General features: G+C 69.3%; 19 protein-coding genes and 1 pseudogene. 7 read left to right on the top strand and 13 right to left on the bottom strand.

The features are described from left to right. Nucleotides 1–18 precede the first annotated feature (18 nt). Genes Q5696_RS03835 through Q5696_RS03820 form a run of 4 tightly spaced genes read left to right on the top strand, consistent with a single transcriptional unit; the run spans nucleotide 19 to nucleotide 3603 of the window. A complete protein-coding gene (locus Q5696_RS03835) occupies nucleotides 19–999 on the top strand; it encodes an ABC transporter substrate-binding protein (RefSeq protein ID WP_305093907.1) in 981 nt (326 codons plus the stop codon). Continuing rightward, on the top strand, nucleotides 996–2063 hold the full coding sequence (locus Q5696_RS03830; protein ID WP_305093906.1) for a FecCD family ABC transporter permease: 1068 nt from the start codon (nucleotides 996–998) through the stop codon (nucleotides 2061–2063). Before Q5696_RS03835 ends, Q5696_RS03830 begins: the two co-directional genes overlap by 4 nt. Further along, nucleotides 2060–2872 (top strand): ABC transporter ATP-binding protein, encoded by an 813-nt coding sequence (locus Q5696_RS03825; protein WP_305093905.1) that lies wholly within the window; start codon nucleotides 2060–2062, stop codon nucleotides 2870–2872. Before Q5696_RS03830 ends, Q5696_RS03825 begins: the two co-directional genes overlap by 4 nt. Then, complete coding sequence (locus tag Q5696_RS03820) at nucleotides 2869–3603, top strand: (2Fe-2S) ferredoxin domain-containing protein (RefSeq protein ID WP_305093904.1); 735 nt, start codon at nucleotides 2869–2871, stop codon at nucleotides 3601–3603. Before Q5696_RS03825 ends, Q5696_RS03820 begins: the two co-directional genes overlap by 4 nt. Here Q5696_RS03820 and Q5696_RS03815 read toward each other — a convergent pair. Genes Q5696_RS03815 through Q5696_RS03805 form a run of 3 tightly spaced genes read right to left on the bottom strand, consistent with a single transcriptional unit; the run spans nucleotide 3600 to nucleotide 5728 of the window. After that, the gene (locus tag Q5696_RS03815; protein ID WP_305093903.1) at nucleotides 3600–4619 is read right to left on the bottom strand and encodes a 1-aminocyclopropane-1-carboxylate deaminase/D-cysteine desulfhydrase; all 1020 of its coding nucleotides are present in this window, start codon (nucleotides 4617–4619) and stop codon (nucleotides 3600–3602) included. The two genes, Q5696_RS03820 and Q5696_RS03815, sit on opposite strands and share 4 nt — an antisense overlap. After that, nucleotides 4612–5040: an HIT family protein gene (locus Q5696_RS03810; protein ID WP_305093902.1), complete on the bottom strand. Its 429-nt coding sequence runs from the start codon at nucleotides 5038–5040 to the stop codon at nucleotides 4612–4614. The genes Q5696_RS03815 and Q5696_RS03810 overlap by 8 nt, the downstream gene beginning before the upstream one ends. Nucleotides 5041–5071: 31 nt before the next feature. Beyond that, nucleotides 5072–5728, bottom strand: coding sequence for a TetR/AcrR family transcriptional regulator (locus Q5696_RS03805; protein WP_305093901.1), 657 nt, complete (start codon nucleotides 5726–5728; stop codon nucleotides 5072–5074). 179 nt (nucleotides 5729–5907) lie between these two features. Between Q5696_RS03805 and Q5696_RS03800 the strand changes: the two are divergent. Next, nucleotides 5908–7320 (top strand): annotated as a pseudogene (locus Q5696_RS03800) (FAD-dependent oxidoreductase); the annotation flags it as partial. Here Q5696_RS03800 and Q5696_RS03795 read toward each other — a convergent pair. Genes Q5696_RS03795 through Q5696_RS03785 form a run of 3 tightly spaced genes read right to left on the bottom strand, consistent with a single transcriptional unit; the run spans nucleotide 7237 to nucleotide 11115 of the window. Next, a complete protein-coding gene (locus Q5696_RS03795) occupies nucleotides 7237–9186 on the bottom strand; it encodes an ABC transporter ATP-binding protein (protein WP_305093900.1) in 1950 nt (649 codons plus the stop codon). The pseudogene Q5696_RS03800 and the gene Q5696_RS03795 sit on opposite strands and share 84 nt — an antisense overlap. Before the next feature lie 37 nt (nucleotides 9187–9223). Continuing rightward, entirely contained in the window at nucleotides 9224–10531 is a 1308-nt protein-coding gene (gene tnpB / locus Q5696_RS03790) for an IS607 family element RNA-guided endonuclease TnpB (RefSeq protein WP_305093899.1), read from the bottom strand. Further along, nucleotides 10528–11115, bottom strand: coding sequence for an IS607 family transposase (locus tag Q5696_RS03785; protein ID WP_305093898.1), 588 nt, complete (start codon nucleotides 11113–11115; stop codon nucleotides 10528–10530). The genes tnpB and Q5696_RS03785 overlap by 4 nt, the downstream gene beginning before the upstream one ends. Nucleotides 11116–11257: 142 nt before the next feature. Between Q5696_RS03785 and Q5696_RS03780 the strand changes: the two genes are divergently transcribed. Further along, a complete protein-coding gene (locus tag Q5696_RS03780) occupies nucleotides 11258–11689 on the top strand; it encodes a MarR family winged helix-turn-helix transcriptional regulator (protein ID WP_305093897.1) in 432 nt (143 codons plus the stop codon). Between the two features lie 88 nt (nucleotides 11690–11777). Here the strand turns inward: Q5696_RS03780 and purB are convergent, their stop codons facing one another. The 7 genes from purB to Q5696_RS03745 all read right to left on the bottom strand — a co-directional run bounded on the left by purB (nucleotide 11778) and on the right by Q5696_RS03745 (nucleotide 19710). Then, complete coding sequence (gene purB, locus Q5696_RS03775; RefSeq protein ID WP_305093896.1) at nucleotides 11778–13199, bottom strand: adenylosuccinate lyase; 1422 nt, start codon at nucleotides 13197–13199, stop codon at nucleotides 11778–11780. Between the two features lie 37 nt (nucleotides 13200–13236). Beyond that, complete coding sequence (locus tag Q5696_RS03770) at nucleotides 13237–13866, bottom strand: TetR/AcrR family transcriptional regulator (RefSeq protein ID WP_305093895.1); 630 nt, start codon at nucleotides 13864–13866, stop codon at nucleotides 13237–13239. A gap of 51 nt (nucleotides 13867–13917) precedes the next feature. Continuing rightward, the gene (locus tag Q5696_RS03765; RefSeq protein ID WP_305093894.1) at nucleotides 13918–15096 is read right to left on the bottom strand and encodes a pyridoxal phosphate-dependent aminotransferase; all 1179 of its coding nucleotides are present in this window, start codon (nucleotides 15094–15096) and stop codon (nucleotides 13918–13920) included. 92 nt (nucleotides 15097–15188) lie between these two features. Then, on the bottom strand, nucleotides 15189–16280 hold the full coding sequence (locus tag Q5696_RS03760; RefSeq protein ID WP_305093893.1) for an MBL fold metallo-hydrolase: 1092 nt from the start codon (nucleotides 16278–16280) through the stop codon (nucleotides 15189–15191). A 268-nt stretch (nucleotides 16281–16548) separates the two neighbouring features. After that, the gene (gene purD / locus Q5696_RS03755; RefSeq protein ID WP_305093892.1) at nucleotides 16549–17814 is read right to left on the bottom strand and encodes a phosphoribosylamine--glycine ligase; all 1266 of its coding nucleotides are present in this window, start codon (nucleotides 17812–17814) and stop codon (nucleotides 16549–16551) included. A gap of 49 nt (nucleotides 17815–17863) precedes the next feature. Next, nucleotides 17864–18730, bottom strand: a complete 867-nt coding sequence (thpD, locus tag Q5696_RS03750) for an ectoine hydroxylase (RefSeq protein ID WP_305095124.1) — start codon at nucleotides 18728–18730, stop codon at nucleotides 17864–17866. 317 nt (nucleotides 18731–19047) lie between these two features. Further along, a complete protein-coding gene (locus tag Q5696_RS03745) occupies nucleotides 19048–19710 on the bottom strand; it encodes a YdcF family protein (protein WP_305093891.1) in 663 nt (220 codons plus the stop codon). A gap of 171 nt (nucleotides 19711–19881) precedes the next feature. On the opposite strand from Q5696_RS03745, the gene Q5696_RS03740 reads away from it, so the two are divergent. Further along, nucleotides 19882–20307, top strand: coding sequence for an HIT family protein (locus Q5696_RS03740; protein ID WP_305093890.1), 426 nt, complete (start codon nucleotides 19882–19884; stop codon nucleotides 20305–20307).

The following is a 20307-nucleotide window of genomic DNA, read 5'->3' as shown; positions in this document are numbered from 1 at the left end:
CATGGAAGGCGGGTCGCTGTGCGCACCCTTGTCTCTCGCCGAGCCCTGTCCACGGTGGCGGTCGTCACCGCTGCCCTCACCCTCACCGCGTGCGGCGGGTCGCCGGATTCCGGCGACAGCACCGCCGCGATCTCCCTGCAGAACTGCGGCCGCACCGTCACCCTCGACGGGCCCGCGCAGCGCGCGGTCACCCTCAACCAGGGGGCGACCGAGTCGGCGCTGGCCATGGGCGCGCAGGAGCAGATGGTCGGTACCGCGTACCTCGACGACACGATCGCCCCGCAGTGGCAGGACGCGTACGCGCAGGTGCCGGTCCTGAACGAGTCCGGCTACCCGAGCCGTGAAGCCGTCCTCGAGACGAAGCCGGATCTGGTGCTGGCGTCGTACGCGACCGCGTTCGACGAGAAGGCCGCCGGCTCGCAGGACTCGCTCGCCGACCTGGGCATCGCGTCGTACGTGTCGCCGTTCGCGTGCGCCGACAAGTCCCAGCGCGCCCCCGTGAGCTGGGAGTCGGTTCAGAACGAGATCGCCGACTACGGGCGGATGTTCCACAGCGGCGACGCAGCACGGAAGAACACGGAGCTGCGGTCGATCCTCGAAGAGATCCGGTGGAACAAGGCCGGCAACGGCAAGTCCGTCTTCTGGTACGACAGCAAGACCGACACCCCCTATGTGGGCGGCAACGCCGGCGGACCGCAGTTGATCATCGACGCGGTCGGCGCCACCAACGTGTTCGCGGATCTGAACGGGGCGTGGGGCGCCGGCAGCTGGGAGACCGTGCTGCGGGCGGACCCGGACGTCATCGTCCTCGTCGACGCGTCCTGGGACACCGCCGAGTCGAAGAAACAGTTCCTGAAGAACGATCCGGCGCTGCGTGATCTGGCGGCGGTGCGGGACGACGCATTCGTGGTGATCCCGTTCTCCGAGGGCACCCCCGGACCGCGGCTGATCGACGGCGCCCGGTCGGTCGCCGAGCAGCTGGGCGGCATCCGGAAATGAGTGTGGTGTCCCGGGCACCGGCGCGGGCACGCACGCGGATCCGGGCCGGCTGGGCGGGTTGGTCGGCGCTGCTGGCCGCGCTGCTCACGCTCAGTTGCGCGGCCGGTGTCGTGATCGGGGCGGCGGACCTGTCGTTCGGGGAGGTGGTGTCGTCGATCGCCGGACGCCTCGGTCTCGGCGCGGGCACCGACCTGCTCACCACCCACATCGTCGTCGACCTGCGGCTGCCGCGGGTGCTGGCCGCCGCGCTCGCCGGGGCGGGGTTGGCCCTGTGCGGCGCGGTGCTGCAGTCCCTGACCGGCAATCCGCTCGCCGACCCGTATCTGCTGGGCATGTCGGGGGCGGCGTCGCTCGGCGCGGTCCTCGCGCTCGCCGGCGGGGTCGGGGCCGTCGGGGTGCTGGGTGCGAGCACCGTGTCGGTGTCCGCGTTCGTGGCCGCGGTCCTCGGGCTGCTGCTCGTGTTCGTGATCGCGACCAACCGGTCGGGCGCGCTCGTGCCGGGCCGGTTGATCCTCGGCGGTATCGCGGTCGGCCAGTTCACGGCAGCACTCACGTCGGCGATCGTCATGCTCGGTGACCGGGACCTCGCGCAGCGGGTACTGCAGTGGACGCTCGGCTCGGTGGCCGGGGTCCGCTGGTCGAGCCTCGGCCCGATGCTCGCGGTGGTCGCACTGACGGCCGGGGTCGTGCTCGCGCACGCGCGGGTACTCGACTCGTTCGCATTCGGTGACCGGGCCGCCGCGAGCCTCGGCACGCACGTCGAACGCTCCCGCTGGGTGCTGTACGGGGTGGCGTCGCTGTGCACCGCGACGCTCGTCGCGCAGGCCGGGGTGATCGGTTTCGTCGGTCTCGTCGTCCCGCACGCCGCCCGGATACTCGTCGGCCCGTTGCACGCCCGCCTGCTGCCCGTGGTCGCTCTCACCGGTGCGGTGCTGCTGGTGTGGGCCGACATCGCGGCCCGCACCGTGCTCCCGGGGCGCGAACTGCCGATCAGTGTGGTCACCGCGGTCGTCGGCGTCCCGGTGTTCGTACTGCTGCTGCGCCGACGGGGAGCGCGCGCATGAGCCACCACTCCCCCGAGGTCCGCGTCGAGCACATCACGTGGTCGGCGGACGGCACCACGATCCTCGACGACGTCACGTGCTGCGCCCCGTCCCGCAAGGTGACCGGTCTGATCGGACCCAACGGCTCCGGCAAGACGTCACTGCTGTCGACGATCGCCCGTCTGACCCGCCCCGATTCCGGGCGCATCCTGCTCGGCGACGATCCGGTGACGACGATCCACCGCCGCGAGTTCGCCCGCACCGTCGCACTGCTCGAACAGCATTCGGCGACCGCGCTCGAGCTGACCGTCGAACAGATCGTCGAACTCGGAGTGATTCCGCATCGCGGCGGCTGGGCCCGCGCCGCATCGTCCGTCCCGGACGGCGTCGTCGACGACGCCCTCGCGACGGCCGGTATCGAACGGCTACGGAACCGGCTGTGGCAGAGCCTGTCCGGTGGCGAGAAGCAGAAGACGCAGCTGGCGCGGGCGTTCGCGCAGCGGCCGTGTGTGCTGCTACTCGACGAACCCACCAACCATCTGGACGTGTCGGCGTCGTTGGAGCTGCTCGACCTGGTGCGCGACCGCGGACTGACCACGGTCGCGGCGATGCACGATCTGAACCTGGCGGCGATGTACTGCGATCACCTGGTGGTGCTGCAGAACGGCCGGGTGGTCGCGGAGGGCCCCACCGACACCGTTCTCACCGAGCGACTGCTGGCCGACGTGTACGGCTTGGACGCGATCGTGCAGCCGCATCCGAACACCGGCCGTCCGATGGTGGTGCTGTGCGGCACGCGCGGCGCCGAACTCGAAAGTTCCAGATCATGAACGATATTCACCGCTGGGTGATCGTCACCGCACCGACGGACCGCGGCGACGATCCGGGCGACCAGGTGATCGGCGCCCTCGACGTACTACGGAACCGGCATCCCGGCACCGTGTTCCGCACCGCGGTGCTCGGCGGGCCCGGTCCGACGGTCACCGCGGTGCTCGACGAGGCCGCCGACGCCGACGCGTCCGAGGTGGTCGTCGTCAGCGCGCAGACCGTGCTCGACCGCAAGATGGACGCCTGGTTCCGCCGGGTGATCGGGCACTGGCTGCGCGAACGCGCCGGCACCACCGTCCCCGACGTGCGGATCGCCGGACCGCTCACCGACGCCGAGTCCTACCCCGATCTGCTGGACGCCGCGATCGGTGGTCCGACGACACCGGCGCGGACCACCACCGCACCGCTCACGTCCCCGGCCTGGGACGAGGTTCCCGGCTTCGCCCGGCACGTGCTGGTGTGCCGCGGACCGCGGTGCTCGGCTCGCGGCGGCGCCGAAACCGGGCGGGCCGTCGACGACGCCCTCACCGCCCGGGGCCTCGGCGAGGACGATGTCCTGATCACGCTGACCGGCTGCATGTTTCCGTGCTCGCAGGCCCCCGTCGTCGCGGTGTACCCGGACGACACCTGGTACGCGGGCCTGACCGCCGACCGTGTCGACCGTCTCGTCGACGACCACCTGATCGGCGGCCGGCCGATCACCGAATGGGCCGGGGACCGGCGCGCACGTTAGTCCTCCGGCCGCGGCCCGAACGTGTCCAGCATGACGAGCGGCCGGTCGCCGCCGCGGGTCTTGGCGTCGATCTCGAGCAGTCCCGCGAACGTCTTGGCGGTGTAGACCGGGTCGAGGGACACCTGGTACTCGGAGCCGACGCGTTGCGCGGCCCGCCCTTCCGCGGTGGCGTAACCGTATCCGGGGCCGAGGTATTCGCGGGTCACGGTGAGCTTCGCGCGGCCGAGGTCGAGGTCGCCGAACCGTGCGCCGCGCCGGCGCAGCAATTCCTCGACGCGGGCGGCGAGATACCGGATCTCGTGGGCGCCGAGCGGCAGGGTGTCGTTGACGACGACACCGACGACACCGGTGTCGAGGCCGGCGAGCCGCAATCCGACGAGCAGCCCGGCCACGGTGCCACCCGATCCGATGGCGGCGACGATCTGCGCGGGTTCGGGCATCACCCCGGCCTCGACCTGCGCGCCGATCTCCAGTGCGGCCTCGACGTATCCGAGCGCGCCGATCGGTGACGAGCCACCGGGCGGCAGATAGTAGGGCAGCCTGCCGCCACGCATGTTGCGGAGCATGAGCAGCGGCGCCGCAGCGAACGTCCGCACCTTGTTGCGGGTGTAATGGAGTGTGGCCCCGGACCGTTCGAGCCGGTCCAGCTGTGCCCGCACATGGTCGTCGAGCGGCTGGTCGATCAGTGCGAGCGCGGTGTCGATGCCGAATGTCTTGGCGTACAGCGCGGTTGCGAGCCCCCAGTTGGTGCCGAGACCACCCACCGTGATGATCCGCTTGGATCCGCGGGCGAGGACGTCCGGGAGGATCCACTCGAGTTTGCGAACCTTGTTGCCGCCCCACCCGCCGGAACCGTACTGCCCGTCGTCTTTGAGCCACAGCCGGTTCCGGGTACCGAGCCCGTCGAGACGACGGAGCGGGGTCGGCGCGTCACCGAGCCGGACGTGCGGCAGCGTCTCCACCAGTTCCGGCAGCCGCGCATGCAGGTACGGCGGCTGCGGATGCGCATCACGCATCGGCACCGCCGAGTCGGCCGGTGATCGACGCGGCCAGGTAATCGAGATCGGCCCGTGGCGGTGTCGTGGGACGGCCCCGCAAACCGAATCCGTCGCCCGCCGTGCGGGGCACCACGTGCAGGTGGACGTGGAAGACCTCTTGCCCGGCAGCGACCCCGTCGGCGAGGAAGAAGTTGACTCCCTCGGCCTCGACGGCACTGTCCCGCAATGCCGCCGCCACCTGCTGACCCACCCGGAACAATCGGCCCCCGTCGTCCGGATCGAGCTCGGACAGACTCGCGGCATGCGTCTTCGGCACCACGAGCAGATGCCCCGGGGTGAACGGACGAATGTCCATGAAGGCGATCGTGTGGGCGTCGTCGTAGACGACACTCGACTCGGCCTCACCCGCGATGACGGCGCAGAAGACGCAGTGACTCATGCACAGATGTTATGTGGAGAATGCCGGAACGTTACCGATTCGAGGCCTGTGCGGGGTGTTCGTGTCGCGGCGTCGAGATGTCGGACACGGTGACCGGTGCGACGGCGAGGCCGGCGATCATCTTCGCGAACGCCCCGATGGCAGCCTCCGCGGATTCGGTCCGCTTGTCGACGAGGTGCCCGAGGATCAGCCCGTCGAGGCTCGAGATGATCAGCCGGGAGAGCACCGGAACCGGTACACCCCATTCGATTTCGGCGGCCTCCGCGATCCGGTTCAGGAACGTGCCGGCCGCCTCGTAGTACGAACGGTACTGCCATGCCGCGAGGTCGCTGCGGTCCGCGGCCCGGACGGCGGCGACGGTCAGTTCGTTGAGTGCGAGCTGCCGACCCGGCTCGGCGACCGCGTGCCGCCAGATGGTGACGAGGGCGGCCCGGACCGCGTCCTCGACGTCCGCTCCCGGGATCGCATACCCGGCCACCCGGTCCAGTTGGGTCGCGATCACCTGACGGGTGAGTTCGCGCAGCAGATCGTCCTTGGACGCGAAGCAGTAGTGGAACACGCTCTGCGGCATACCGGCCTCGGCGCAGATCGCCCGGGTGCTCGTGGCGGCCAGTCCGGCCTCCGACATCACCCGGATCGCCGCCGCGATCAGATCCGTGCGCCGCTGTTCCACCGACACGTACGACATTCCGCCCCTTTCGGCGTTTTCCCCGACCTGGTCTGCAGAGTAGTGCCCGGGCCGGGCCGGTCACAGAGTTCGGCTCGAGGACGGATCGTCCCGCCCACCGAGCGCACCTCTTCTCCCCGACACCGGCCCGTTCCTACGGTGACGGGCACCACATTCGGTTCCGACGACAGGAGTTCCGCATGAGTACACCCATTCCCACGACCCCGCTCGATGTGGCGTCGGTCGGCGCGTTCGACCACGAGACCGACGTTCTGGTCATCGGCTACGGCTGCGCCGGTGCGTCGGCCGCGCTCGAGGCCGACGCCGCGGGCGCCGACGTGGTCCTGCTCGAGCGGCAGAGCGGTGGCGGCGGTTCGTCGGCGCTGTCCGGGGGCGAGATGTATCTCGGTGGCGGCACCCCGATCCAGGAGGCGTGCGGGTTCACCGACACCGCCGAGGAGATGGAGAAGTTCCTGCTCGCCGCGCTCGGCCCGGACGCCGATCAGGAGAAGGTGGGCCTCTACAGCCGCGAGAGCGTCGCCCACTACCAGTGGCTCGTCGATCACGGTGTGCCGTTCAAGCCGTCGCTGTGGGATTCCCCGACGTGGGTGCCGCCCACCGACGACGGCCTGATGTGGATGGGCGAGAACGCCTATCCGTTCTACGAGATCGCCGAGCCGGCCCCGCGCGGCCACCGTGTCACCTCGGACGGGTTCGGCGGCAAGGTACTGATGGCGGTACTGAGAGAGGAGGTCGCGAAGACCGACATCGCCGTCCACACCGACACCACCGCACTACGCCTGATCGTCGAGGACGGCCGCGTCGTCGGCGTCGTGGCCCGGCACTTCAACGACACCGTCACCTACCGGGCCCGACGCGGCGTGGTCATCACGACCGGCGGCTTCGCCGACAACAAGGAAATGCTCGCGCAGCACGCGCCGCAACTGGTGGGCCTGGGCGTCAACAGCGACGGCGGCGACGACGGCCGCGGCATCGTGATGGCGCAGGCCGTCGGCGCGGCGGTCAAGCACATGTCCGCGGGCCAGGTCGGCATCTCGCTGGTGCCGGCAATGATGGTGCGCGGCATGATCGTCGACAGCATGGGTCGGCGCTTCATCAACGAGGACGTCTACCCCGGCCTCGTCGGTCAGGCCGCACTGTTCAAGCACAACCTGAAGGTGTGGGTGATCCTCGACGAGCAGGCCTACGAGGAGGTCCCGGTCGACGAGCGGTGGGGTGTGCAACCGCATTTCGTCGCCGAGACCCTCGAGGAACTCGAACGCGAGATCGGGATGCCGGAGGGCGCCCTGCAGAACACGGTCGGCGAGTACAACCGGTTCGCCGAGCACGGCGAGGACCCGTACTTCCGTAAGTCGTCGCGTTGGCTGCGGCCGCTGCAGTCGCCGTTCGCGGCCATCGACGTCCAGCGCGGTATGGCCCCGCCGGAGTACGGCGACGGCGTCACCGGCGGTGGCGGCGCCGAGGTGTTCACCATCGGTGGCCTGCGCACCACCGTCGACGGCCGGGTCCTAGACCTCGACGGAAACGCGATCCCCGGCCTCTTCGCGGCCGGACGCGCGACGTCGGGCCTGCACTCGTGGGGCTACATCAGTGGCACCTCGCTCGGTGACGGCACCTTCTTCGGCCGCCGGGCCGGCGTCGCGGCCTCGCGCGAGTAGCGCGGCGTAGCGGCCGCCGAGCGTGCGCAACTCCTCGTGGGTGCCGCGCTCGGCGACCCGGCCGTGGTCGAGGACCGCGATCTGATCGGCGTCCCGGATCGTCGAGAGACGGTGCGCGATCGTGATCGTGGTCCGGCCGCGGCTGACAATGTCGAGCGCGGCCTGCACGGCCCGCTCGGTCTCGTTGTCGAGCGCACTCGTCGCCTCGTCGAGCACCAGGATCCGCGGGTCCCGCAGCAGGGTTCGCGCGATCGCGAGGCGCTGCTTCTCACCGCCGGAGAACCGGTGGCCGCGCGCGCCGACGACGGTGTCGTAGCCGTCGGGCAGCGACGCGATCAGCTCGTGCACCTGCGCGGCCCGCGCCGCATCCTCGATCTCCACATCCGACGCCTCCGGGCGCGCGTGCCGCAGGTTCTCCCGGATCGTCGCGTGCAGCAGATATGTCTCCTGCGACACGACACCCACCAGTTCGGACAGCTCGGCGAGCCGGATGTCGCGCAGGTCCACACCGTCGATCGTCACCCGACCCGACGTCGGATCGTGCAGACGCGCCACCAGCGACGCCAGAGTGGTCTTGCCGGAGCCGGTTTCACCGACCAGCGCGAGCGACGATCCGGCGGGCACGTCGATCGTGACGTCGGCGAGCGCGTCCCGGTCGGCGTTCTCGTAGCGGAACCCGACGCCGTCGAATCGCACCGCACCGTCGACTCGTTCGCGCGGCATTGATGTGGGGCGTTCGGGATCGTCGATCTCCACCGGCAGATCGAGGTACTGGAAGATGCGGCTGAACAGCGCGAGCGAACTGGTCACGGACACACCGACGTCGAGCAGGCCCATGAGCGGCCGGAACAGCGTCGTCTGCAGTCCGGTGAACGCGACCAATGTGCCGATCGTCATGCCGCCCGACGTCGCGGGCAGCCCGGCCGCGAGGTACAGCAGTGCCGGGATGGCGGAGAAGACGATGCTCATCGTCGCCATCCGCCACCGTCCGGACAGTTGGGAGCGGACCTCGAGATCGACCAGCCGCGTGGATGTCTCGGCGAACCGCTCCGCCATCGCCGGGCCGGCCCCGAGCGTCTTGCCCAACTGCACGCCGCTGATCGACAGGCCTTCCTCGATCTGGGTCTGCATGTCCGCCAGCGCCTTCTGCCGCTGCGCGGTGATCTCGCGCCGCATCAGCGCGACCTTGCGGGTGAGCCAGATCGCTGGTGGCAGCACGATCAGCGACAGCAACGACAGCCGCCAGCTGAGCACGGCCATCGCGATCACCGTGCCGACGACGGTCGTGACGTTGGACGCGATCGACGTCGCCGTCGACGTGACCACGGTCTGCATGCCGCCGATGTCGTTGGTGAGCCGCGACTGGATCTCGCCGCCGCGGGTGCGGGTGAAGAACCCGAGCGACTGCCGCTGCAGGTGCGTGAACACCCGGGTGCGCAGACCGTGCATGATCCGTTGCCCGACGGTCGTCGAGATCCAGGTCTGGATCACCCCGAACACCGAGCTCGCGATGGTGACCGCGAGCATGCCGAGCACACACCACACCAGGACGGGCACGTTCTGCTGCGGGATCGCCCGGTCGATGACCTCTCGGACGAGGAACGGGTTGGCCAGCGAGACTGCGGACGAGACGACGATCAGAGCCATCACCACGAAGACCTGCCACCGGTACGGCGCGAACAGCGCACCGATGCGGCGCAGGCTCACCGGGGAATCCTCGAGCTGAGCACGATCGGCGGGATCGACCTTGCGGGCGCGCGTCGGGCGCCCACCGGGTCCGCCGTGGAACGGGCTTGTCATGCAACCACCGTTGCCTGGTAGGGGTCTTTAGCAGTCATTACCGGGCACCCACTCTCTCGCGAGGTGGGGTTGAGTCTGAGACTCGTCCCGCGGCGATCTCGCTGCCCGGCGTGATGCCGGGTCTGACACAAGTTCCGTCGGGCTGCTCCCGCACCAACTGTGCGGTGTCGACTGCCGCAAGCGCAGCCAGGTTCAGTGCGGCGTTGTGGTCCCGGTCTAACACCAGGCCACACGCCGCACACGCATACGTCCGTTCCGACAGCATCAGCTTGGCTTTCGCTGTGCCGCAGCCGGAACAGGTCTTACTGGAGGCAAACCACCGGTCTGCCACGATCAGCCGCACACCAGCGGCCGAAGTCTTGTAGTCGAGTTGCCGGCGGATCTCACCCCACCCGGCATCCGCGATATGCCGTGCGAGACGCCGGTTACGCACCATGCCAGCGACATGCAGATCCTCGATTGCGATCGTGTCGAACTCGTCGACCAGCCTGCTGGTGAACTTGTGTGCGTAATCCCGCCGCTGATTGGCGACCCGCGTATGCAGACACTCAACCCGTTCCTGCGCCTTGCGCCACCGGTTCGACGGCACCTGTCCACTCCGCCGGTCAGGGCCTCGCCGACGCGACATGACCCGCTGCGCCCGCCGTAGCTGCTGCTGCGCGGCGATCAGCCGGCGAGGGTTCGGAATCTGTTCCCCGGTCGACAGCGTTGCCAGCGTCTTGATACCCAGGTCGACACCGACGACCCGGCCACCCGAACGCGGTGCGGGCTCGGGATCGGGCAACTCGACAGAGAACGACACATGCCAGCGTCCACGCTGATACGACAGGGTGACCGACATGATCCGTGCAGTGCCGGCCTCAACCTTGCGGGCGAGCTTGCGGGTCGACTCCAGGGTGCAGACCTCACCGATCCGCGGCAGCTTCACGTGCCGACGATCACGGCCGAGCCCGAACGCCCCGGTGGTGAACCGGCACGACTGGCGGTCGCGTTTCGACTTGAACCGGGGCATCCGGGCCCGACCGTCGCGCCAGTTGCCGAGCGCAGTCGCCAGGTTCGCGCAGCCGGAGGCATACGCCTCCTTGCTGTTCTCCACCCACCACGGCGCAACCTCGCCCTTCACCTGGTTCCAGGCTTTCCGCAGGCTGTAGGCGGAGGTGTTGATCCACGGGATCCGGTCGGTCTCGGTGATCCCGTAGGACTCCTCAGCTTTGCGCTGGTTCCAGTTCGCTTTCACCTGTGCCAACGCCCAGTTGTAGGCGAACCGTTGTGCGCCGCAGTGCGACCGGAACTGCTCCACCTGGGACTCGGTGGGGTTCAGCGCGAACAGGTAGGCGCGGATCACGTCTCGTCCCTGTCCTCGGTCACGGCCCGGACTGCACGCTGCGCCCTGTGTGCGGCCGACCTGCGGTCGTACAACCGGGCGCACAGCGACGTAAGAATCTCGGTGACGTCCCGCACCAGGTCGTCGTCGACCTCGGACGGGTCCATGACCAGAAGCTCCCGACCCTGCGCTTGCAGGGCGGCCTCCACGTAATCGGCTCCGAACCGGGCGAACCGATCCCGATGCTCCACCACGATCGTGGAGACGTCGGGGTCTTTCAACAGGGCGAGCAGGCGGCCTCGGTGACCGTTCAACGCGGATCCAACCTCGGTGACCACACCGGACACGGACAGCCCGCGGGAAGTTGCCCACGAAGTGACCCGAGCCACCTGGCGGTCCAAATCCTCCCGCTGATCCGATGAAGAAACCCGTGCATACACCACGGTCTGCCCGACCTTCTCGACGGAAGGAGCATCCAGGGGCGTACCCACCATGATGAGCCGACCGAGCCGATAAGTCGGAACGGGCAACGTCCCAGCCGCGTACTGACGGCGTGCCGTCACGTACGCGACACCCTGGGACGCCGCCCATTCCTTCAGGTTCATATGAACACTATAGAGCACTAGAGCGCGTCAAAGACAACTAAAACAACAGCTACTGGCCACCCCTCTGTCGATGTCGGGGCAAGACTATTGCTGAGGTTGCCTCAACATGAGGTAGCTGTCAAATGAGGTAGACTCCGACAACATGACGGAGGTATCGGCCGAGCAACTGCGCGACCTCGTGATGTCCACATCGCGGGGGCTGCGCCGACGCTGGTTCACCGCCCTGGAACCGTGGGAGCTGTCCCCGCACGAGTTCCGCGCGCTGCGCGTGATCGACCGCGAGGCCGACGGCCGCCCCCGGCTCGGCGACGTCGCGAAGGCGCTGCGCATCGCGCCCCGATCGGCAACCGAGGTCGTGGACCGCCTGCAGAAACGTGACCTCGTCGAACGCGTCGCCGACGGTGTAGATCGTCGGGCCGTGTGCGTCCGGCTCACCGATACCGGTCGCAAGCTGCTCGACGAGATGTCCGCCGCCCGCGACGCCCAGGCCGCCGACTTCTTCGCCCCGCTCGACGACCACGATCGCGCCGAACTCGGCCGGATCCTCGGCAAGCTCACCTCCGACGACTGCTGACCCACCCTCCGAAATCACGAACGGGAGTCCACCGCACACCCTGTGTCCGGCGGCGTGCCGTGAACTCCCGTTCGGGGGTCGGTGAACCCTAGAGGATCGCGCCCGGCGTGTAGCGGGCAGCCTCCGGGTTGGCGTCGACGAGCTTCTGCACCTCGGCGACGACGGAGTCGACCTGTGCACCGGCGGCACCGACGAACGCGGTCCGGTCGGCGAGGGCCTCGTCGAGTGCGGCGCGGTCGAGCGGCAGCCGGTCGTCGGCGGCGAGGCGGTCGAGCAGGTTCGGCTCCTTGCCTTCCTCGCGCATCGCGAGGGCGACGGCGACGGCGTGCTCCTTGATGGCCTCGTGTGCGGTCTCGCGTCCGACCCCGGCGCGGACGGCCGCCATGAGGACCTTGGTGGTGGCGAGGAACGGCAGGTAGCGGGTGAGCTCGTTCTCGATGACGGCCGGGTAGGCGCCGAACTCGGCGAGCACCGTCAGGAACGTCTCGGTCTGGCCGTCGATCGCGAAGAACGCGTCGGGCAGCGCGACACGGCGGACGACGGAGCAGAACACGTCGCCCTCGTTCCACTGCGCGCCGGCGAGTTCGGCGGCCATCGACGCGTAGCCGCGGAGCACCACCTGCAGGCCGTTGACGCGCTCGCACGAGCGGGTGTTCATCTTGTGCGGCATCGCCGAGCTGCCGACCTGGCCGGGCTGGAAGCCTTCGGTGACGAGTTCGTGGCCGGCCATGAGGCGGATGGTGTGCGCCATCGACGACGACGCGGCACCCACCTGCACGAGCGCGGACAGCACGTCGTGGTCGAGGGAGCGCGGGTACACCTGGCCGACGCTGGTGAACACGTGCGCGAAGCCGAGGTGCGCGGCGACCTTCGCCTCGAGCTGTTCGAGCTTGGCGGCGTCACCGTCGAGGAGGTCGAGCATGTCCTGCGCGGTGCCCATCGGGCCCTTGATGCCGCGCAGCGGGTAGCGGTCGATCAGTTCCTGCACGCGGGTGAGGGCGACGAGCATCTCGTCGGCGGCGGACGCGAACCGCTTGCCGAGGGTGGTGGCCTGCGCGGCGACGTTGTGGGAGCGGCCGGCCATCACGATGCCGGTGTACTCGGCGGCCCGCTCGGCGAGGCGAGCGGCGATCGCGATGCCGTGCGCGTGGACGTGCTCGAGCGAACGGAGCACCTGCAGCTGCTCGACGTTCTCGGTGAGGTCGCGGCTGGTCATGCCCTTGTGGACGTGTTCGTGGCCGGCGAGGGCGTTGAACTCCTCGATGCGGGCCTTGACGTCGTGGCGGGTGACCCGCTCCCGGTCGGCGATCGAGTCGAGGTCCACCTGGTGCAGGACGCGCTCGTAGTCTGCGACCGCCTCGGCGGGGACGTCGATTCCGAGTTCCGCCTGCGCCTTCAGCACCGCCAGCCACAGCTGACGCTCGAGCACGATCTTGTGCTCCGGCGACCACAGCTCCTTCAGTGCGGGGCTGGCGTAACGGTTGGCAAGGACATTCGGGATGCGGCTCACGAGACCTCAGTCTACCGGCGGATTCGAGGCGCCTCCGTCAGTGCATGGTCGGTGGGGCCAGGTCGTCGATCAGGTCGAGCAGCATCGCCCGGGCCATCCTCCGCGGATCGGGGTCGACCTCGGCGAGCGCGCCGACGACGGCCCCGTCGACGACGGCAACGAGGCGGCGCAACCGATCCGGCCACACGATCCGCCCCGACCGGCGCAGCACGTCGGCGAGCAGGTCGTCGAGTTGGGCCCGCAACCGCAGCTGCACCTGCCGCAGCTCGGGATGACGGGCGCACGCCACGAACCGCTCGTACCGGGCGATCAGCCGTTCCCGTCCGGCTTCGAGATCCGTGGCGTCGCCGTCGTCGTTTCCGAACCCGACCAGCAGGTCGACGACGAGGTCGACGGTCGCTTCCGTGCCCCGACGGCGCTGCGAGACGTCGTCGATGCGGGCGCGCATCGCGTCGAGTTCCCGGGTGCCGACCAGTTCGACGGCGACGACCACCAGTTCGTCGAGGGACCCGAAGTAGTAGGTGGTGGACGCGAGCGGCAGCCGTGCCCGCGATGCCACCGCCCGATGGCTGACGGCGTCGAAGCCGCCCTCGACCAGCAGGTCGGCTGCGGCGGCCGCGAGGGCCCGCCGACGCCGCTCACCCTTGGGAGTCGCGGCAGACGTCATGCCGTCATCGTGCCAGCCGGCCCGGCCCCGCCGGACCGGTTCGGCCGAACGTCACCGGGTCGTGGGCAGCCATCGTTCGAGCCGGACCAGGGCGTCCTGGATCTCGGCGGTCGATCCGGCGAACGACAGCCGCACGGTGTGGTCGCCGCGGACGGTGTCGAAGTCGATGCCCGGGGCGAGTGCGAGCCCGGTGTCGGCGAGCAGGCGCGCACACCACGACGTCGAATCGTCGGTCAGGTGCGCGATGTCCGCGTACACGTAGAACGCGCCGTCTGCGGGTGCCAGGTCGCCGAGGCCGAGCTTCGGCAGCCCTGTGAGCAGCAGGTCCCGGTTCACCGCGTACCGCTGGACGTGCCCGTCTAGTTCGGTGCGGGACTCGTCGCCGAATGCCGCGACGGCCGCGTACTGGGAGATCGCGGGCGGGCACACCGTCATGTTCGACGCGAGCCGCTGCAACGCCGGACGCAGGTGTTCGGGCACCAGCATCCAGCCCATCCGCCATCCGGTCATCGAGAAGTACTTCGACACCGAACCGATGACGACGGACTCCCGCGATGTCTCCCACGCGCACGCCGTCGCCGGGCCGTCACCGCTCTCCGCGCTGAACTCGATGCCGTGATAGATCTCGTCGGAGATCAGCAGCGTGCCGCGCTCGTCGCACCAGCGGGCCAAGGCCGCGAGTTCGACGGGGTCGATGACGGTGCCCGTCGGGTTGGCGGGGCTCGCGACGATCAGCCCGGCCGGTGGGGCATCCAGCTGTTCGAGCATCGCAACTGTCGGCTGGAACCGGGTCTCCGGACCGCAGTCGATCTCGATCACATTGCAGCCCAGCGCCTTCAATGTGTTGCGGTACGCCGGATAGCCGGGTCGTGCGACGACGACGGTGTCGCCGGCGTCGAAGGCGGCCAGGAACAGCAGCGTGAACGCCCCCGACGATCCGGTGGTGACGACGACCTCGTCGGCGTGCACGTCGATCCCGGAGCGGCGGCTGTGGTAGCCGGCGATCTCCTCGCGCAGTTCCCGGATCCCGAACGTCTCGGTGTAGCCGAGCAGGTGGCCCTCGATCGCCTCTGCCGCGGCCCGCAGCACGGGCCGCGGCGCGGGCGTCGACGGCTGACCGGCGGCGAGGGACAGCACGTCGCCGTGGGTGCGCTGCCGCTCGGTGGCCGCCTTCCACACGTCCATGACGTGGAAGCCGGGGATGGAGGATCTCTGAGATTCGGTACGCACGTCTTCGACGCTAGCAACGGCGCCCGGGAACGAGAATTCGGTGGGGACGGCGGACCGCACCCACCGGATCCACGCCCCGGGCGGATGCTCTCCTAGAACACGAACACCTGACGGTCGGCGGCGACGGTCACCTTCCCGGAGTAGGTGGAGCGCACTCCGGAGGCCCATTCCTCGTCGGTCGCGACACCGGCGAGATGGGAGAGGACCACGTGGCCCACCCCTGCCCGGGTGGCGATGTCGCCGATTTCCTCCGGCGTGGTGTGGCTCTGCGCCAGGTGGTTGATGAATTCGCGGCTGTACTTGTTCTGCTTCTCGTAGAAGGGCAGGTACACCGACTCGTGCACGAGGACGTCGGCCCCCTCGGACAGGGTCACCATGTTGTCGGTCTTCGCGGTGTCACCGGAGACGACGACGGTGCCGTACTTCGTCTCGAACCGGAAACCGTACGCGGGGAAGACCGGCGGGTGATCGACCAGCGTCGCGAGCACGCGCACGTGCTCGTCGCGGTACACCTCGAACGGCTCCATGGCGGGTGCCGACGTCCCGTTCGCGGAGGCACCTTCCGGCAGTGTGATCTCGTCGACCAACAGCATCTCGTTCAGCGGGGGCCGGTTCTCGTCCACGACCCGGATGTTGATGTCGTACGCGTATGCCTCGAGGATGGCGTCGACAGTGGCCCGGGTGCCGGGTACCGCCGGGTTGATCGTCGTCGGGAATCCGGCCGGCAGTTCACCTGCGGATCCCGGGCCGACGATGCGGATCGGCTCGGTCGGCCCGTCCACCGGCGGCCCCCAGTTCCACATGATGAACGCCGGCAGTTCACCGATGTGATCGGAGTGCAGGTGGGTCAGGAAGATCGCCTTGAGGTCCTTCGTCGGGAGCTTCGCGTCCGACACCCCACGGGTGACGCCCAGTCCCGCGTCGATGACGTACAGGTTGCCGTCGACGACGAGTGCCGTCGCGATGCCGTTGCGGGCGCTTCGTACCGACGGTCCGGCCGCGGTGCCGACGGTCACCAGGGCGAGCCCGGTCTTCGGGATCTCCGGTGTCCCACTCGCCGCAACGGCGGCCGGGGCCACTTCGGGATCACTCTTGGTGCAGGCGGCCAGTGCGGATGCACCCGCGACGGTGAGCGACGCGGTGATGAGAGCCCGACGGGACAGGCGGGGAGAGGAACTGGTCATGTCAAACCTCTGGTCGTGTGAAACCTGATGTTCGCCATCCGAACATAAGTTCTTCAAGCGCACGCAGCAGTGTGAAGAGATGCACACGACTAGTCAATTCGAGATTTCATTCACCGAAAGACGCCGAATCGCCGGGACCGTCGGCGTTGCGACGGACACCGACGAGCGTGGTCGACGGACCCGACCGGCACCCGAATACGGAAACGGTGCGGTGTTCTCCGGTTCACACTGGGAGAACACCGCACCGTTCGTCGAGAATATGGGGCCGTTACCCGGCTGTCGGGATACCGATCCGGCCCTCGACCGCGGCGAGACCGATGTCGCTGCGGAAGTGCCCGCCCGGCAGGGTGATCTCGCCCAGGCGGGCGTACGCGTCCTCGCGGGCCTCGGTGAGGTCGGCGCCGACACCGACGACGCTCAGGACCCGGCCGCCGGCGGAGACGATCGCGCCGTCCTCGCGGGACTTGGTGCCGGCGTGCAGGACACGCTCGGCCTCGGACCCGGTGATCACATCGCCGGTGCGCGGGGTGGCCGGGTAGTTCTCGGCGGCCAGGACGACGGTGACCGCCGCCCCGTCCTTCCACTGCAGCGGCGGAACCGAGGCGAGCGTGCCGGTCGCGGCAGCATGGAGGACCTCGCCGAGCGGCGACTCGAGCAGCGCCAGCACGGCCTGCGTCTCGGGGTCTCCGAAACGGCAGTTGAACTCGACGACGGCGGGGCCGTTCGCACCCATTGCGAGGCCCGCGTACAGCAGACCGGTGAACGGGCAGCCCCGCTTCGCCATCTCGGCGGCGACGGGCTTGCACACCTCGTCGACGATCTGGGTGACGGCGTCGGCGGGCAGCCACGGCAGCGGCGTGTAGGCGCCCATGCCGCCGGTGTTGGGGCCGGTGTCGCCGTCGCCGACCCGCTTGTGGTCCTGCGCGGGCAGCAACGGGACGACGGTCTCGCCGTCGACCAGGCAGAACAGGGACACCTCGGGGCCGTCGAGGAACGACTCGAGCAGCACCGGGTGCCCGATCTCGAGGCACTCGGCGGCGTGCGCGCGGGCTGCGGCCCGGTCGGTGGTGACGACGACGCCCTTACCGGCGGCCAGTCCGTCGTCCTTGACGACCCAGTTGGGGCCGAAACGGTCGAGGGCGGCATCGAGGTCGGCCGGGTTGTCGACGACCTCGGCGTGCGCGGTGCGCACACCGGCGGCGGCCATGACGTCCTTGGCGAACGCCTTCGAGCCCTCGATGCGGGCGGCCGCGGCGGACGGACCGAAGCATGCGATGCCCGCGGCGCGGACGGCGTCGGCGACACCGAGCACCAGCGGCACCTCGGGGCCGATGACGACCAGGTCCGCGGCCTGCGACTTCGCGAGCTCGACGACGGCGTCGCCGGACGCGACGTCGACCGCATGGGTCTCGGCGATGCGGGCGATCCCGGCGTTGCCGGGGGCACACATCAGCTTGTCGACGCCCGGGTCACGGGCGAGGGCCAACAGGAGGGCATGTTCACGGGCTCCGGAGCCGATCACGAGTACGCGCACGGGTGCCAGCCTAACGGCCCCGGCCCGGGCGCCCCGACGGCCCGCCTGGTCAGTGTGGACGCTTCGCCAGGAACCCCGGTCGCGGCGCGGAGCCGGCGAACGGTTCCCGGATCACGTTCTCGACACTGTTGAACACCACGAACACATTGGCGCGCGGCATCGGCGAGATGTTGCCACCGGACGCGTGCAGGGCGTTGCAGTCGAACATCGTCATCGATCCGGCACCGCCGGTGAGCACTTCGATGCCGTGCCGGTGCCACATGTCGGTGATGACGTCCTCGTCGGGCACCCCGATCCGCGGCATCGTCGTCACCAGCGACTCCCGGTAGAAGTCGTCGGGGGTGGCGCCGGCGCACTGCACGAAGTGATGCTGCGTCCCGGGCATGATCATGAGCGGCCCGTTGTATTCGGTGTTGCGGGTGAGCGCGATCGATGCACTCACCGCGCGCGGCCGCGGCATCCCGTCCTCCGCGTGCCACGTCTCGAAATCCGAGTGCCAGTAGAAGGCTCCGCCCTGGAAACCCGGCTTGTAGTTGAGCCGGCTCTGATGGACGTACACGTCCGAGCCGAGGATGTCGCGGGCGATGTCGTAGGCCCCCGACGCCGCCACGACGCCACGGACCGCGTCACTGAGTTCGAGGATGTCGAAGATCGAGCGGATCTCGTCGCTGCCGTCCTCACGGACGATACGTTCGTCCCCACGCAACGCCGGATCCTTTCGGATCCGGTCGATCTCGGCGAGACAGGTCGCGATGTCGGCCTCCCCGATCACGCCTTCCCGCTGCAGGAATCCCCGTCGCTCGAAATCCGTGTACTCCGCACTGCGGGCCTCTCCCCAGAACACCGGGTCCGGGCGATCGATCACCCGCGGTGCACCCGAGACCCGGGTCGTGTACACGTCCTCCGCCAAAGCCATACGGCCGTTCACCACCTGGTCACTCGAAACCGTCACTCGAAAACGCCGACTGTGCAGCGTCGGCAGACGTCGTCGGGACATGCAGTGATTGCACACCGAACGAACTGGTGCGCAATCGCTTTCGGCATGCACGACCACGGCGTGCCTCATCTCGAGGGTAGCCCGGTTCGGAGGATCTGTCCGGTCACCGCGTCAGGTCGGAGAGCGTGACACCGTCGACCGCGTTGAAGGGATGGGCCCCCGCGACGGAACCACGGGGAGCCGCACCCCACTTCCGGGGTCGAGGCGGTATGCCGGTGCCGGGCTGCGAGCAGCTGTCAGTACGGGGCGACGACGCCGGCGATCGGCATGTTCCCGCCGAGCGCGACCCGGAAGTCGATCATCGCGCGTTGCAGATGGTCGGGGCTGGTGACGACGACGGCACCGGTCGCCCCGCGCTGCGCGAGGATCGCGCTCGTGTTGGCCGCGTTCTCGACGGTGGAGCGGGACGTGCCCTCCTCGGTGATCCGGATGGCGGGAACGCCGCGGGCGACGAGCCACTCGCGCATCGCGCGGGCCTCGGTGACCCCGGACTGCGGCACACCGCCGGAGACGACGATCGGGGTGATCGGAAAGCGTTGTGCCAGCTGCAGTGCCGCCTCCAGGCGCGATTCGAGGACGGGACGCATGGTGCCGTCGGGGAACAGCCCGGCCCCCAGCACGACGATGTTGGTGGTGAACGGGTTGACGGCGAGCATGACGGGGATCTGGGTGGTCAGCGTCTCGAGCTTGGTGCACGAGACGATCAGGTCCCGGCTCGCGGTCTGACAGCCGCCGACCATCGACAGCGCCCCGTTGACGAGAGTGGTCGGCGACAGCGCATCGACGATGTCGAGCGACGATTCGGCGTGCGCGGCACCGGGCAGCGCGAGGCCCACCACCGCGGCGGCTGCGGCGGACGATACGAGAACACGGACACGACGCGACGAAATTACGGACACAGCACTTCCCTCGGTGGTAGTCGTTGGTCCCCCCGACCGAATGTGGCGATCGCCACACAGTGTTACCCGAAGGAGGCGCCCTTGTCCTCCGATCCGTGATTTTCCTCGGGGACCGCGCACACCTCCGATGCCCGGCCGTCACACCGTCGCGCGGGCACCTATCCTCGCCGTATGCCTTCAGTGTTCAGCGCCATCATCGCCGGCGACCTGCCGGGACGCTTCGTCTGGGAGGACGAGGACGTCGTCGCCTTCCTCACCATCGCGCCGGTGACCCAGGGTCACACGCTCGTCGTGCCCCGCAAGGAGGTCGACCAGTGGCAGGACGTCGACGGGGAACTGTTCGACAAGTGCACCGCGGTCTCCCGGCGGATCGCGCGCGCGGTCCGGCAGGCGTTCGACGCACCGCGCGCCGGTTTCCTGATCGCGGGCCTGGAAGTGCCGCACCTGCACATGCACGTCTTCCCGGCGTACAGCATGGGCAACTTCGACATCTCGGGTGCCGATCCGAACCCGTCGGCGGAATCCCTCGACGAGGCCGCGTCGAAGATCAAGGCCGCGCTGCGCGAACTCGGCGACGGCGAGCACGTTCCCGCCTGA

This window comes from Prescottella sp. R16, assembly GCF_030656875.1.
Classification (GTDB): domain Bacteria; phylum Actinomycetota; class Actinomycetes; order Mycobacteriales; family Mycobacteriaceae; genus Prescottella.
The sequence above is the reverse complement of the archived record's forward strand: the minus strand, read 5'-3'. Positions and strand labels throughout refer to the sequence as shown.